General features: G+C 69.1%; 13 protein-coding genes. 10 read left to right on the top strand and 3 right to left on the bottom strand.

All coding sequences use genetic code 11. The features are described 5' to 3' along the window. Nucleotides 1-10: 10 nt before the first annotated feature. The 10 genes from uvrC to AB0O44_RS11405 all read left to right on the top strand — a co-directional run bounded on the left by uvrC (nucleotide 11) and on the right by AB0O44_RS11405 (nucleotide 10,157). A complete protein-coding gene (uvrC, locus tag AB0O44_RS11450; RefSeq protein WP_364137441.1) occupies nucleotides 11-2,074 on the top strand; it encodes an excinuclease ABC subunit UvrC in 2,064 nt (687 codons plus the stop codon). A gap of 115 nt (nucleotides 2,075-2,189) precedes the next feature. Further along, a complete protein-coding gene (rapZ, locus tag AB0O44_RS11445; RefSeq protein WP_290257926.1) occupies nucleotides 2,190-3,110 on the top strand; it encodes an RNase adapter RapZ in 921 nt (306 codons plus the stop codon). Further along, complete coding sequence (gene yvcK / locus AB0O44_RS11440) at nucleotides 3,110-4,129, top strand: uridine diphosphate-N-acetylglucosamine-binding protein YvcK (RefSeq protein WP_364137439.1); 1,020 nt, start codon at nucleotides 3,110-3,112, stop codon at nucleotides 4,127-4,129. The genes rapZ and yvcK overlap by 1 nt, the downstream gene beginning before the upstream one ends. Before the next feature lie 9 nt (nucleotides 4,130-4,138). After that, nucleotides 4,139-5,119, top strand: coding sequence for a DNA-binding protein WhiA (gene whiA, locus AB0O44_RS11435; protein WP_290257924.1), 981 nt, complete (start codon nucleotides 4,139-4,141; stop codon nucleotides 5,117-5,119). Nucleotides 5,120-5,292: 173 nt separating this feature from the next. Beyond that, complete coding sequence (locus AB0O44_RS11430) at nucleotides 5,293-5,916, top strand: superoxide dismutase (RefSeq protein ID WP_364137436.1); 624 nt, start codon at nucleotides 5,293-5,295, stop codon at nucleotides 5,914-5,916. Between the two features lie 267 nt (nucleotides 5,917-6,183). Next, nucleotides 6,184-7,194: a type I glyceraldehyde-3-phosphate dehydrogenase gene (gap, locus tag AB0O44_RS11425; protein WP_290257922.1), complete on the top strand. Its 1,011-nt coding sequence runs from the start codon at nucleotides 6,184-6,186 to the stop codon at nucleotides 7,192-7,194. A gap of 10 nt (nucleotides 7,195-7,204) precedes the next feature. Next, on the top strand, nucleotides 7,205-8,431 hold the full coding sequence (locus AB0O44_RS11420) for a phosphoglycerate kinase (RefSeq protein ID WP_364137434.1): 1,227 nt from the start codon (nucleotides 7,205-7,207) through the stop codon (nucleotides 8,429-8,431). Nucleotides 8,432-8,505: 74 nt separating this feature from the next. Next, nucleotides 8,506-9,321: a triose-phosphate isomerase gene (gene tpiA, locus AB0O44_RS11415; RefSeq protein WP_290257920.1), complete on the top strand. Its 816-nt coding sequence runs from the start codon at nucleotides 8,506-8,508 to the stop codon at nucleotides 9,319-9,321. A gap of 48 nt (nucleotides 9,322-9,369) precedes the next feature. Continuing rightward, nucleotides 9,370-9,627 carry a preprotein translocase subunit SecG gene (gene secG, locus AB0O44_RS11410; protein ID WP_290257919.1) on the top strand — a complete coding sequence of 86 codons (258 nt, stop codon included), beginning with the start codon at nucleotides 9,370-9,372 and terminating at the stop codon, nucleotides 9,625-9,627. Nucleotides 9,628-9,764: 137 nt separating this feature from the next. Continuing rightward, nucleotides 9,765-10,157 carry an RNA polymerase-binding protein RbpA gene (locus AB0O44_RS11405; protein WP_364137431.1) on the top strand — a complete coding sequence of 131 codons (393 nt, stop codon included), beginning with the start codon at nucleotides 9,765-9,767 and terminating at the stop codon, nucleotides 10,155-10,157. Here AB0O44_RS11405 and pgl read toward each other — a convergent pair. From pgl to zwf, 3 genes are read right to left on the bottom strand one after another with little or no spacing between them, the layout of a single operon-like run. Beyond that, nucleotides 10,110-10,928, bottom strand: coding sequence for a 6-phosphogluconolactonase (gene pgl, locus AB0O44_RS11400; RefSeq protein WP_364137429.1), 819 nt, complete (start codon nucleotides 10,926-10,928; stop codon nucleotides 10,110-10,112). The genes AB0O44_RS11405 and pgl overlap by 48 nt on opposite strands. Then, nucleotides 10,918-11,859 carry a glucose-6-phosphate dehydrogenase assembly protein OpcA gene (locus AB0O44_RS11395; RefSeq protein WP_364137427.1) on the bottom strand — a complete coding sequence of 314 codons (942 nt, stop codon included), beginning with the start codon at nucleotides 11,857-11,859 and terminating at the stop codon, nucleotides 10,918-10,920. Before AB0O44_RS11395 ends, pgl begins: the two co-directional genes overlap by 11 nt. Next, nucleotides 11,856-13,418 (bottom strand): glucose-6-phosphate dehydrogenase, encoded by a 1,563-nt coding sequence (gene zwf / locus AB0O44_RS11390; protein WP_290257915.1) that lies wholly within the window; start codon nucleotides 13,416-13,418, stop codon nucleotides 11,856-11,858. The genes AB0O44_RS11395 and zwf overlap by 4 nt, the downstream gene beginning before the upstream one ends. Between the last annotated feature and the right edge of the window lie 9 nt (nucleotides 13,419-13,427).

Here is a 13,427-nt window from a genome sequence, read left to right as displayed (position 1 = left end):
GAATGAACTAGTGGCACATCCAGCGAGTTACCGCCCCAAGACCGGGGAAATCCCTACCAATCCGGGCGTCTACCGTTTCCGGGACCCGCACGGCCGGGTCATCTACGTCGGCAAGGCCAAGAACCTCCGCTCCCGGCTGAACTCGTACTTCGCCAACCCCGCGGGACTGCTGCCCAAGACCCACGCCATGGTTCACACCGCCAGCAGCGTGGAGTGGACGGTCGTCGGCAGCGAGCTGGAATCCCTGCAGCTCGAATACACCTGGATCAAGGAATTCAAGCCGCGGTTCAACGTGATGTTCCGCGACGACAAGAGCTACCCCTACCTTGCGGTCACCATGTCGGAAAAGTACCCGCGCGTGCAGGTGATGCGCGGCGACCGGCGCAAGGGCACCCGCTACTTCGGCCCCTACACGGCCGGCGCCATCCGCGACACCATGGACACGCTGCTGCGCGTCTTCCCGGTCCGCAGCTGCAGCCCCGGGGTGTTCAAACGCGCCGAGGCCAGCGGCCGGCCCTGCCTGCTCGGCTACATCGACAAGTGCTCCGCCCCCTGCGTCGGCCGCATCTCCCCGGAGGACCACCGGGTCCTGGCCGAGGACTTCTGCGCCTTCATGGGCGGCGAAGCCAAGCGCTTCGTCTCCCGGCTGGAAAAGGACATGGCCGCCGCCGTGGCCGAACTCGACTACGAGCTGGCCGCCCGGGTGCGCGACGACATCGTCGCCCTGAAAAAGGTCTTCGAACGCAACGCCGTCGTCCTCGCCGAGGACACCGACGCCGACGTCTTCGCCCTTTACGAGGACGAGCTGGAGGCGGCCGTGCAGGTCTTCCACGTCCGCGGCGGCCGGATCCGCGGTCAGCGCGGCTGGGTAGTGGAAAAGGTCGAGGACTCCACCACCCCGGACCTCGTCGAACACCTCCTGCAGCAGGTCTACGGCGCGGAGGGCGAGGTCCAGGGCCGGCTTCCGCGCGAGATACTGGTCCCCGCCGAACCCAGCAACGCCGAGGAGCTGGCCCAGTGGCTCAGCGGCCTGCGCGGCGCCCGGGTGGACATCCGGGTCCCGCAGCGCGGGGACAAGGCCACACTGCTCTCCACCGTCCGGGATAACGCCGAACACGCCCTCAAGCTGCACAAGTCCCGCCGTGCCGGCGACCTGACCATGCGGTCCCAGGCGCTGAACGAACTGCAGGAGGCGCTGGACCTGCCGGTGGCGCTCCTGCGGATCGAATGCTTTGACATCTCGCACGTCCAGGGCACCAACGTGGTCGGTTCCATGGTGGTGGTCGAGGACGGCCTGCCGAAGAAGTCGGACTACCGCAAGTTCTCCGTCACCGGGCCCGCCGCCAACGACGACACCGCGGCCATGCACGACGTCCTGACCCGCCGCTTCCGCAACTACCTGCAGGAGCAGGCCGTCACCGCAGGCTCAAACTCGGAGCCGGGCTCCGGCCCGCTGGCCGCCGCCCAGGCCGCCGCCGTCGCCCCCGCCGCCCCCGCCGCCGGGGCCCCTTCAACCAGCTCCGGCTCCGGCCCGGTCACCGACACCACGACGCCGGCGCCCAAGGCGAAGTTCGCCTATCCGCCCAACCTCGTCGTCGTCGACGGCGGCAAGCCCCAAGTCAACGCCGCAGCCAAGGCCCTCGCCGACCTCGGCATCCAGGACGTCTACGTCGTCGGCCTGGCCAAGCGGCTCGAGGAGGTGTGGCTGCCGGACAGCGACTTCCCGGTCATCCTGCCCCGCGCCTCCGCCGGGCTCTACCTGTTGCAGCGGATCCGCGACGAGGCCCACCGCTTCGCCATCACCTTCCACCGGCAAAAGCGCGGCAAGGCCATGACCGTCTCCGTGCTCGACGGCGTGCCCGGCCTCGGCGAATCCAAACGCAAGGCCCTACTGAACCAGTTCGGCTCGGTCAAGAGCATCAAGGCCGCCAGCGTCGAGGAGCTCACCGCGGCCAAGGGCATCGGTCCCGCGCTGGCCGCCGCGATCGTGAAGCATTTCGACGCCGGCGACGGCGGGGACGAGCCCGCCGCGCCCGCGATCAACATGACCACGGGAGAAATCCTGGAAACTTAGCCCGGGCCGGCAAACTTGGCTAGGGTTAGAGGCTGATGCACGACGCGCGGCCGGCAGCACTTGCCCCGCGCGCCGTGCCGACGGCAGAGCAGACAGCAGAGATGGGGCACGACCGATGACAGAGTCACCTGCGGGAACCGGAGCAGAGGACGACCTGACCCCGGTGAAACCCGTCGAGGGGGAGCTGCTGGTGGTCACCGGCATGTCCGGCGCCGGGCGCAGCACCGCCTCCGACGCGCTCGAGGACCACGGCTGGTACGTGGTGGAAAACCTCCCGCCGCAGATGCTAGGAACCCTCGCGGAGCTGGTCTCGCACGCCCCGGGCTCCATCTCCAAGCTCGCCGTCGTGGTCGACGTCCGCAGTAAGGACCTGTTCGCGGACATCCGCGCCGCGCTGCGCAACCTCGAGGCCAGCGGCGTGACCTTCCGGGTGTTGTTCCTCGACGCCAGCGACGACGTCCTGGTCCGCCGCTTCGAGCAGGGCCGCAGGCCGCACCCGCTGCAGGGCGGCGGCCGGATCCTCGACGGCATCTCCGCCGAACGGGAACTGCTCCGCGAGCTGCGCGAGTCCTCCGACATCGTCCTGGACACCTCCCCGCTGAACGTCCACGGCCTCGCCACCGCCATCACCGAACTCTTCAGCGAGACCGGACCCGTGGCGCTCCGCCTGAACGTCATGAGCTTCGGCTTCAAGTACGGCCTGCCGGTGGACGCGAACTTCGTCGCCGACGCCCGCTTCATCCCCAACCCGCACTGGGTCCCGCAGCTGCGCCCGCACACCGGGCTGGACAAGGACGTCAGCGACTACGTGCTGGAGGCCGAGGGCGTCAGCAACTTTGTGGAACGCTACGTGCTGGCCCTCGAACCGGTCCTGGACGGTTACCGGCGCGAGAACAAGCACTACGCCACGATCGCCGTCGGCTGCACCGGCGGCAAACACCGCTCCGTCGCCGTTGCCGTCGAACTCTCCCGCCGGCTGGCCCAGTACCCCCGGGTCACGGTCACCACGACCCACCGGGATCTGGGCCGCGAATAATGGCGCTCCTCACCGGCCCCCTGCCCCTGGTCCCGGCCGCCAGCGCCGCCTCCGCCGGCCAGCAGGACAAGGGCCCCTCCGTCGTCGCGCTCGGCGGCGGCCACGGGCTCGCCGCCTCGCTCTCCGCCCTGCGCCTGCTTACCTCCGAACTCACCGCGATCGTCACGGTCGCGGACGACGGCGGCTCCTCCGGGCGGCTGCGCGAGGAGTACGGCGTGCTGCCCCCCGGTGACCTGCGGATGGCCCTCTCCGCCCTGTGCGATGACACCGACTGGGGCCGGACCTGGCGCGATGTCATGCAGCACCGCTTCAAGCCCGGCCGCGGCACGGGCGGCTCGCTCGACGAACACGCGATGGGCAACCTGCTGATCGTGACCCTCTGGGAACTCCTCGGCGACACGGTGGCCGGGCTGCAGTGGGCCGGCGCGCTGCTGGGCGCCCGCGGCCAGGTGCTGCCGATGTCCACCACCCCGCTGACCATCGAGGGCCAGGCACGGGTCCCCGGACCGGACGGCACCCCCGTCCTGGAAACCATCCGCGGCCAGGCCCGCTGTGCCGTCGCCGGCACCCTCGAGGCCGTGAGGCTGCTGCCGGAGGCGGCCCCGGCCTGCGTCGAGGCGCTCACCGCAATCGAACTCGCGGACTGGGTGGTCCTCGGACCCGGGTCCTGGTACACCTCCGTGCTGCCGCACCTGCTGCTGCCGGAGATGCGCACCGCGCTCTGCAACACCGAGGCCCGGCGCTGCCTGACCATGAACCTGGCGACCAACACCAAGGAAACCGCCGGCATGTCCGCCGCGGACCACCTCCGGGTGCTGCGGGACTACGCTCCCGACTTCACCGTCGACGTCGTCCTCGCCGACCCCGCCTCCGTGCCGGACACCGCCGACTTCGAGCGGGCGGCCGCGATGCTCGGGGCCGAGGTGGTCTTGGGTAAGGTTAGGGCGTCGAGCCGCCGGCCCGTGCATGATCCGCTGCGCCTGGCGACGGCGTACCACGACATTTTTGGAAACAGGTAGGAAGGTGCCATGGCACTGACAGCATCGGTCAAGGAAGAACTTTCCCGGCTGGACATCAAGAAATCCTCGGTCCGCAAGGCCGAGGTCTCCGCCATGCTGCGCTTCGCGGGCGGCCTGCACATCATCTCCGGCCGGATCGTGATCGAGGCGGAGGTGGACCTGGCGTCCACCGCCCGCCGGCTCCGTGCCGCGATCGCCGAGGTGTACGGCCACCAGAGCGAGATCATCGTCGTCTCCGGCGGCGGCCTGCGCCGCGGCAGCCGCTACGTGGTCCGCGTGGTGCGCGACGGCGAGGCGCTGGCCCGCCAGACCGGCCTGCTGGACGCCCGCGGCCGGCCCGTCCGCGGCCTTCCTTCCGTCGTCGTCAACGGCTCGGCCGCCGACGCGGAGGCCGTCTGGCGCGGCGCGTTCCTGGCCCACGGCTCGCTGACCGAACCGGGCCGGTCCTCCGCGCTCGAGGTCACCTGTCCCGGCCCCGAATCGGCGCTGGCCCTGGTCGGCGCCGCCCGCCGGCTCGGCATCCAGGCCAAGGCCCGCGAGGTCCGGGGAGTGGACCGCGTGGTGATCCGCGACGGCGACACCATCGCCGCGCTGCTGACCCGGATGGGCGCGCACGACGCGCTCATGGTCTGGGAGGAGCGCCGGATGCGCAAGGAAGTCCGCGCCACCGCCAACCGCCTGGCCAACTTCGACGACGCCAACCTGCGCCGCTCCGCCCAGGCCGCCGTCGCCGCCGGTGCCCGCGTGGACCGTGCCCTGGAAATCCTCGGCGACGACGTCCCGGACCACCTGAAGTACGCCGGCGAACTCCGCGTGGCGCACAAGCAGGCCAGCCTGGACGAGCTGGGCCGCCTGGCCGACCCGGTGATGACCAAGGACGCAATCGCGGGCCGCATCCGCCGCCTCCTGGCCATGGCGGACAAGCGCGCCCAGGACCTCGGCGTCCCCGGCACCGAGGCCAACGTGACCCCCGAGATGCTGGACGAGTAGCGGCACCCGCGGATCAGCGACAGAATCGGATCCAGGGCACGGGAATACCTCGCCGCCAGCGGAGGCTATGCCCACCGGGTCCACCCACAATCTTCCGGATGTCCAAGCATCCGGAGGCACAATCCGAGAGTTAGCAAAACCGGACCGTCGGGTCCACGACATTGGAGGATTTTGTGACCGAGTACGTACTGCCAGAGCTGGACTATGATTACGCCGCGCTGGAGCCCCACATCTCCGCAAAGATCATGGAGCTGCACCACAGCAAGCACCACGCAACCTACGTCGCCGGCGCCAACAACGCGCTGGCACAGCTGGCCGAGGCCCGCGAAAAGGGCGACTTCGCCAACATCAACCGCCTCTCCAAGGACCTCGCGTTCCACACCGGCGGCCACATCAACCACTCCGTCTTCTGGAAGAACCTCTCCCCGGACGGCGGCGACAAGCCCGAGGGCGAGCTGGCCGCCGCGATCGATGACGCGTTCGGTTCCTTCGACGCCTTCCGCGCCCAGTTCAGCGCCGCGGCGCTGGGCCTGCAGGGCTCCGGCTGGGGCTTCCTGGCCTACGAACCGATCGGCGGCAACCTGGTCATCGAGCAGCTCTACGATCAGCAGGGCAACGTGGCTCTCGGCACCACCCCGCTGCTGATGCTGGACATGTGGGAGCACGCCTTCTACCTGGACTACGTCAACGTCAAGGCCGACTACGTCAAGGCGTTCTGGAACATCGTGAACTGGGCCGACGTCGCCAAGCGTTTCGACGCCGCCCGCAGCAACGCGACCGGCCTCATCACCCTCTAGCCGGACCCCCGGCGGAAACCCGCGTGTAACAAACCTCACATTTTGTTGCGCAAGGGGCCGAATCACGGAAGGCCCGCCCCTTTTGTTGCAGGGGCGGGCCACCTTAAACGTAAGATGGATCACGGAAGGCGGTTAGCCTTCAGCAACGTGGCTGGTCGCCCTCCGATCTGGTAATCATCTCTGCCCAATGGCGTGCGGGATCTGTTAGTTGGCTTGAACGCCTACTCAACTAATCGTGCTTGAGAGAGCACCAAGGAGACTGAAAACGTGACGACACGTATTGGTATCAACGGCTTCGGCCGCATTGGCCGCAACTACTTCCGCGCCGCCCTCGCACAGGGCGCCGACCTTGAGATCGTTGCCGTCAACGACCTCACCAGCCCGGAAGCCCTGGCCCACCTCTTCAAGTACGACTCCGTCGGCGGCCGCCTGGCCGAGTCGATCGAGGTCAAGGACGGCAACATCGTCGTCGACGGCAAGACCATCAAGGTCCTGGCCGAGCGCGATCCCGCGAACCTGCCCTGGGGCGAGCTCGGCGTGGACATCGTGATCGAATCCACCGGTTTCTTCACCAAGGCCGCCGATGCCAAGAAGCACATCGACGCCGGCGCCAAGAAGGTCCTGATTTCCGCACCCGCCTCGGACGAGGACATCACCATCGTCATGGGCGTCAACGACGGCCTGTACGACAACGATGCGCACCACATCATCTCGAACGCCTCCTGCACCACCAACTGCCTCGGCCCGCTGGCCAAGGTCGTCAACGACGCGTTCGGCATCGAGCGTGGCCTGATGACCACCGTGCACGCCTACACCGCCGACCAGAACCTGCAGGACGGCCCGCACAAGGACCTCCGCCGCGCCCGCGCCGCAGCCATCAACATGGTCCCCACCTCCACCGGTGCCGCCAAGGCCATCGGCCTGGTCCTCCCGGAGCTCAAGGGCAAGCTGGACGGCTACGCCATCCGCGTTCCCGTCCCCACCGGCTCCGCCACCGACCTCACCGTCACCGTCTCCCGCGAGACCACCGTCGAGGAAGTCAACGCCGCCCTCAAGGCCGCCTCCGAGACCCCGGAACTCAAGGGCCTGCTGACCTACACCGACGAGCCGATCGTCTCCTCCGACATCGTCGGTGACCCGGCCTCGTCGATCTTCGACTCCGGCCTGACCAAGGTCATCGGCAACCAGGTCAAGGTTGTGTCCTGGTACGACAACGAATGGGGCTACTCCAACCGCCTCGTCGACCTCACGGAGCTCGTCGCATCCAAGCTGGGCTAGGGTAAGAGCCATGACATTCCACACCCTCGACGAACTGATCGCTGAAGGTGTCCGCGGGCGGTACGTTCTGGTCCGAAGTGACCTGAACGTGCCGCTCGACGGCTCTACAGTGACTGATGACGGCCGGATCAAGGCCTCCCTGCCGGTCCTCACGAAGCTCACCGACGCCGGTGCACGCGTGCTGGTCACGGCGCACCTGGGCCGCCCCAAGGGCGCCCCGGAGGAGAAGTACTCGCTCAAGCCCGCCGTCGCGCGCCTGGCCGAGCTCGCCTCCTTCCCGGTCACCCTCGCCGACGACACCGTGGGGGAGTCCGCCACGGCGGCCGCCGCCGCGCTGTCTGACGGTGCGGCTCTGGTACTCGAGAACGTGCGTTTTGACGCGCGGGAGACCTCCAAGGACGACGCCGAACGCGGCGCCTTCGCGGACGAGCTGGTCGCCCTCACCGGCGGCAACGGCGCCTTCGTGGACGACGCCTTCGGCGCCGTGCACCGCAAGCACGCCAGCGTCTACGACGTCGCCACCCGCCTGCCGTCCTACCAGGGCGACCTGGTCCGGACCGAGGTCGAGGTGCTGCGGAAGCTCACCACGGACACCCAGCGGCCCTACGTGGTGGTGCTCGGCGGTTCCAAGGTCTCGGACAAGCTCGCCGTGATCGAGAACCTCATCGGCAAGGCCGACACCATCCTGGTGGGTGGCGGCATGCTGTTCACCTTCCTCGCGGCGGCGGGCCACAAGGTCGCCGGCAGCCTGCTCGAAGAGGACCAGATCCCCGTCGTCCAGGACTACCTGAAGCGCGCGGCCGACGCCGGCACCACCTTCGTCATCCCCACCGACGTCGTCGTGGCCGCCAAGTTCGCCGCCGACGCCGAGCACGAGACCGTGCAGGCGGACGCGATCGAGGAGAGCCGCTTCGGCACCTCCGGCATCGGCCTGGACATCGGCCCCGACTCCGCGGCAGCCTTTGCCGCGAAGATCGCCGAGGCGAAGACCGTGTTCTGGAACGGCCCCATGGGCGTCTTCGAATTCCCGGCCTTCGCCGGCGGCACCCGTGCCGTCGCCGAGGCGCTGACGAAGACCGGTGCCTTCACCGTGGTGGGCGGCGGCGACTCCGCCGCTGCGGTCCGGACCCTCGGCTTCGCCGACGACCAGTTCGGGCACATCTCCACCGGCGGCGGCGCCAGCCTCGAGTACCTCGAAGGCAAGGACCTCCCCGGCCTGAGCGTGCTGGACCGCTAGACCCTTCCGGCCGGCCGGGCGCCCACGGGTGCCCGGCCGGCCCCTTTTTCACCGCAACGACTTTTGGAGACCTCGTGACCACGTCAACCAACGGCAAGTTCGACCGGAAGCCCTTCATCGCGGGCAACTGGAAGATGAACATGGACCATGTCCAGGGCATCACCCTGCTGCAGAAGCTCGCCTGGACGCTCTCGGACGCCAAGCACGACTACAACCGCGTGGAGGTGGCCGTCTTCCCGCCGTTCACCGACCTCCGCGGCGTCCAGACCCTGGTCCAGGGCGACGACCTGCAGGTGGCCTATGGCGGCCAGGACCTGAGCCAGTTCGACTCCGGCGCCTACACCGGCGACATCTCCGGTGCCTTCCTCGCCAAGCTGGGCTGCAGCTACGTTCTCGTCGGCCACAGCGAACGCCGCACCATCCACCAGGAGACCGACGAGGTCCTCAACGCCAAGACCAAGGCCGCCTTCAGCCACGGCCTCACCCCGGTGCTGTGCGTGGGCGAAGGCCTCGAGGTCCGCCAGGCCGGAACCCACGTCGAGCACACCCTCGCCCAGCTCCGCGCCGGCGTCGAGGGCCTCACCGCCGAGCAGGCCGCCGAACTGGTCGTGGCCTACGAGCCCGTCTGGGCCATCGGCACCGGCGAGGTCGCCGGACCGGAGGACGCGCAGGAAATGTGCGCCGCGATCCGCGCCGAGCTCGAAAAGCTCTTCGACGGTTCCGTGGCCGCGAAGACGCGCCTGCTCTACGGCGGTTCCGTGAAGGCCAACAACGCTGCCGCTATCCTGAAGGAACGCGACGTGGACGGGCTGCTGGTAGGCGGTGCCAGCCTGGACGCGGCCGAGTTTGCTAATATTGTCAGGTTCGAGAGCCACCTCACGGCGGAGTAGTCCGCCGCAGGTACCGGTTCCCGCAATCCCCTCTTTCGAAAGGCCGTCGTGGACGTTCTTCATGTCATCCTGCAGGTGCTGCTGGGTATCACCAGCCTCCTGCTGACCCTGCTCATCCTGCTGCACAAGGGTCGCGGCGGCGGTCTGTCCGACATGTTCGGCGGCGGCATGAGCTCCGGGCTCAGCTCCTCCGGCGTGGCGGAGCGGAACCTGAACCGGTTCACGATCGTCCTCGGCGTCACCTGGGGCGTGGTCATCATCGCCCTCGGCCTGCTGATGCGCTTCAGCACCGGCGCCGACTCCTAGCGCCGGCCGCGGGCCCCTCACGGGGCCGGTGCAGACAATTTCATACGGGCCCTCCGGCCCTGACCGCATCGGGAACTTCCTGCTTACACTGTCGCTTGCAACCGCCAACGGACCATGACAGTAGCCAGGAGTTCCCGATGCTGCATTCTGCGACAGGTTTCAGGGGTATCCGCGTCGGCGCGGTGGCCGGCGCGTCCGCCCGCCACGAGCCGTTCGACGGCGGCGCCACCCCGCCCCGGGTCAGCGTGTGCTTCCGCTGCGCCAAGGGCCACGAGACATCCGTCGTCTTCGCCCGGCTGCCCGAGGACCAGATCCCGGGCGTCTGGGACTGTCGCCGCTGCGGTTGCCCGGCCACGCGGGACGAGGCCCGCTTCGCCCTCGAGGACGAGCCGGGGGACAGCTACAAGACCCACCTCGAATACGTTAAAGAGCGGCGCTCCAGCCAGGACGCCGAAGACGTCCTGGCCGGAGCGCTGGAAAAACTACGCGCCCGACGCGCTTTTGCGGACCAGTTGCTCCGGGACACGTGAGGCCGCTTCCTCGTCGATCAGCCAGAGCGTCTCCAGGCGACCACGCGGCCCGGCCGCCGGGACCTGGACGGGGTTGGCGCCGGCCAGGGCCAGGCCCACGGCACCGGCCTTGTCGTCACCGGCCACCACCATCCACACCTCGTCCGCGGTATTGATCGTCGGCATCGTCAGCGAGACGCGCAGCGGCGGCGGCTTGGGGGAGTTTCGGACCCCCACCACCGTCAGCTGCTTTTCCCGGATGCCCGCCTGCTCGGGGAACAGCGAGGCCACGTGGGCGTCCGGGCCGACGCCGAGAAGAACGATGTCCAGCCGCGGGAGCGTGCCCGGCTCCTCCGGACGGTCATCGGACGTGTCCGCCGCGTGTTCCGCGGCGGCGGCCTCGGCCAGCCGGCGCGCGTAGTCCGCGGCCGCCTCCTCCGGGGTGTCGAATTCGTCCGAGGAGCCAGGGACCTGCACCCGGGCGGGGTCGACGTCGATGTGCGCGAGCAGGGCCTCCTGCGCCTGGCGGGCGTTCCGGTCGGCGTCGTCGCGGCCGACGAAGCGCTCGTCGCCCCACCAGAAGTTGACCTTGGACCAGTCCACCGCGCGGACCGCGGGGGATTCGGCCACGGCCTTGAGCGATCCAATGCCCATGGTGCCGCCGGTCAGGACCACCGTGGCCTGGCCGTGCTTGTCCTGGATGTCCACCAGCTTGGTGATCAGCCGGGCGGCGATCGCCGCCATCAGGACCTTGGAGTCGGGGTGGATGCTAACTCTGGGCTCAACGCTCACTGGGACGGACACTCCTTAGGTTGGTACGCGGCAGTCCAATGGTAATCACTTCGCCGAAGACCTCATCCGGGTCCAGGCGCCGGAGTTCCTCGGCCAGGCAGTCCTTGAGGCTGCGCCGCGGCAACGAGATCCGCTGCACGGGCTGTCCCGGCTGGCTCAGCTCGGCCACGTCCAGGCCCGGCCGGAACAACTGCACGTCCCCGCCGGTCCGGCAGAGCCGCACCCGGCGGATGCCGGTGCCGGCCGGGTCGGCGACGATCGTCACCGGTGCGTCGAGTGCCAGCGTGAGCCAGGCCGCGAGCAGCAGCGTGCTGGGGGAGTCGGAGGCGCCCTCGACGGCGACGGCGGTCACCGGGGAGGCATCGACCTGGTCCAGCGCGGCGGCCAGCTGGATCCGCCAGTTGGTCAGGCGGGTCCAGGCCAGGTCCGTGTCGCCGGCCTTGTAGGTGCTGCGGATGTTCTCGAGCGCCGCGTACGGGTCCGGCTCGTTGGCCGAGTCCGTGATGCGGCGGTGCGCGATCCGTCCGATTGAGGTCTCGCAGGCGTTGCGCGGGGCACCGTGCGGCCACCAGGCCACGATCGGAGCGTCCGGCAGCAGGAGCGCGGCCACCAGGGACTCGCTCTCCTCGGCCAGTTCGCCGTAGCCGCGCAGCACGATCACCTCGGAGGCACCGGCGTCGCCGCCCACCCGGATCTGGGCGTCCAGCCGGGTGGGGGCGGAGGCCCCGGCGTCGGCGAGAACGATGATCCGGCAGGGGTGCTCCCGGCTGGCCTCGTTGGCCGCCTGGATGGCTTCCTCCTCCAGGCCGGACTTGGTGACCACCACAAGGGTCAGCACTCGGCCCAGGGCGATCACCCCGCCGCGTTCGCGCAGCGACATGATCTCCTTGGAGATCTTGGACGTGGTGGTATCGGGAAGATTGACGATCATGGCCTTCTCCAGGTCCGCCCGTCGCGGGCAAGCAGTTCATCGGCGGAGGCGGGGCCCCAGCTGCCGGGCGCGTACGGCTCCGGTTGTTCCTTCTTCGCGGCCCAGTGTTCCTCGAACGGGTCGAGGATCTTCCAGGACAGCTCCACCTCCTGGTGCCGCGGGAAGAGCGGCGGCTCACCCAGGAGCACGTCCAGGATCAGACGCTCGTAGGCCTCAGGGCTGGACTCGGTGAACGAGTGGCCGTAGCCGAAGTCCATGGTCACGTCGCGGACTTCCATCTGCGTGCCGGGAACCTTGGACCCGAAGCGGATGGTCGCGCCCTCGTCCGGCTGGACGCGGATGACGACGGCGTTCTGCCCGAAGGTGTCCTCGCCGTGGTCGCGGAACAGCAGGTTGGGGGCGCGTTTGAAGACGACGGCGATTTCGGTCACCCGGCGGCCCAGGCGCTTGCCGGCGCGCAGGTAGAACGGCACCCCGGACCAGCGGCGGGTGTTGATGTCCACCCGGATGGCGGCGAAGGTCTCGGTGTTGGAGTCCTTGGGGATGCCCTCTTCCTCCAGGTAGCCGAGCACCTCCTCGCCACCCTGCCAGCCGCCGGCGAACTGGCCGCGCGCCGAGTGGGCGGACAGGTCCTCTGGCAGCCGGACGGCGGCGAGGACCTTTTCCTTCTCCGCGCGCAGGTCGTCGGCATTGAAGGAAATGGGTTCCTCCATGGCCGTCAGCGCCAGCAGCTGCAGCAGGTGGTTCTGGATGACGTCGCGGGCCGCGCCCACGCCGTCGTAGTAGCCCGCGCGGCCGCCGGTGCCGATGTCCTCGGCCATGGTGATCTGCACGTGGTCGACGTAGTTGGCGTTCCAGAGCGGCTCGAACAGCTGGTTGGCGAAGCGCAGCGCCAGAATGTTCTGGACCGTTTCCTTGCCGAGGTAGTGGTCGATGCGGAACACGGCGTCCGGCGGGAAAACGGACTCGACGATGTCGTTGAGCTGCCGGGCGGACTCCAGGTCGTGGCCGAACGGCTTCTCGATCACCACGCGGCGCCACTTGTCGCCCTCGGCCTGGGCCAGGCCGTGCTTGGACAGCTGGCGGCAGACCAGCTCGAAGGCCTTCGGCGGGATCGAGAGGTAGAAGGCGTGGTTGCCCTGGGTGCCGCGCCGTTCATCGAGCTCGTTGATCGTCTCGCTCAGCCGTTCGAACGCCTCGTCGTCGTCGAATTCGCCCTGGACGAAGCGGATGCCCTCGGACAGCTGCTCCCAGACGGTCTCGTCGAACGGGGTGCGGGCATAGCTCTTGACCGACTCCTTCACCTCGGCGGCGAAGTCCTCGTCCTCCCACTGCCGCCGCGCGAAGCCCACCAGGGCGAAGCTGGGCGGCAGAAGTCCGCGGTTGGCCAGGTCGTACACGGCCGGCATGAGTTTCTTGCGGGCCAGGTCACCGGTGACGCCGAAGAGCACCAGGGATGAGGGGCCGGCGATGCGGTTAAGTCGGCGGTCCCGCGGGTCGCGGAGCGGATTGCGCCCCCGGCCCGCGGCCTTCTGACCGCCGTTGTGCGTGGATGGCATGGTTGGTCT

Origin of the sequence: Arthrobacter sp. NPDC080082, assembly GCF_040686595.1 — a bacterium.
In the GTDB taxonomy this organism is placed as follows: Bacteria; Actinomycetota; Actinomycetes; order Actinomycetales; family Micrococcaceae; genus Arthrobacter.
The sequence above is the reverse complement of the archived record's forward strand: the minus strand, read 5'-3'. Positions and strand labels throughout refer to the sequence as shown.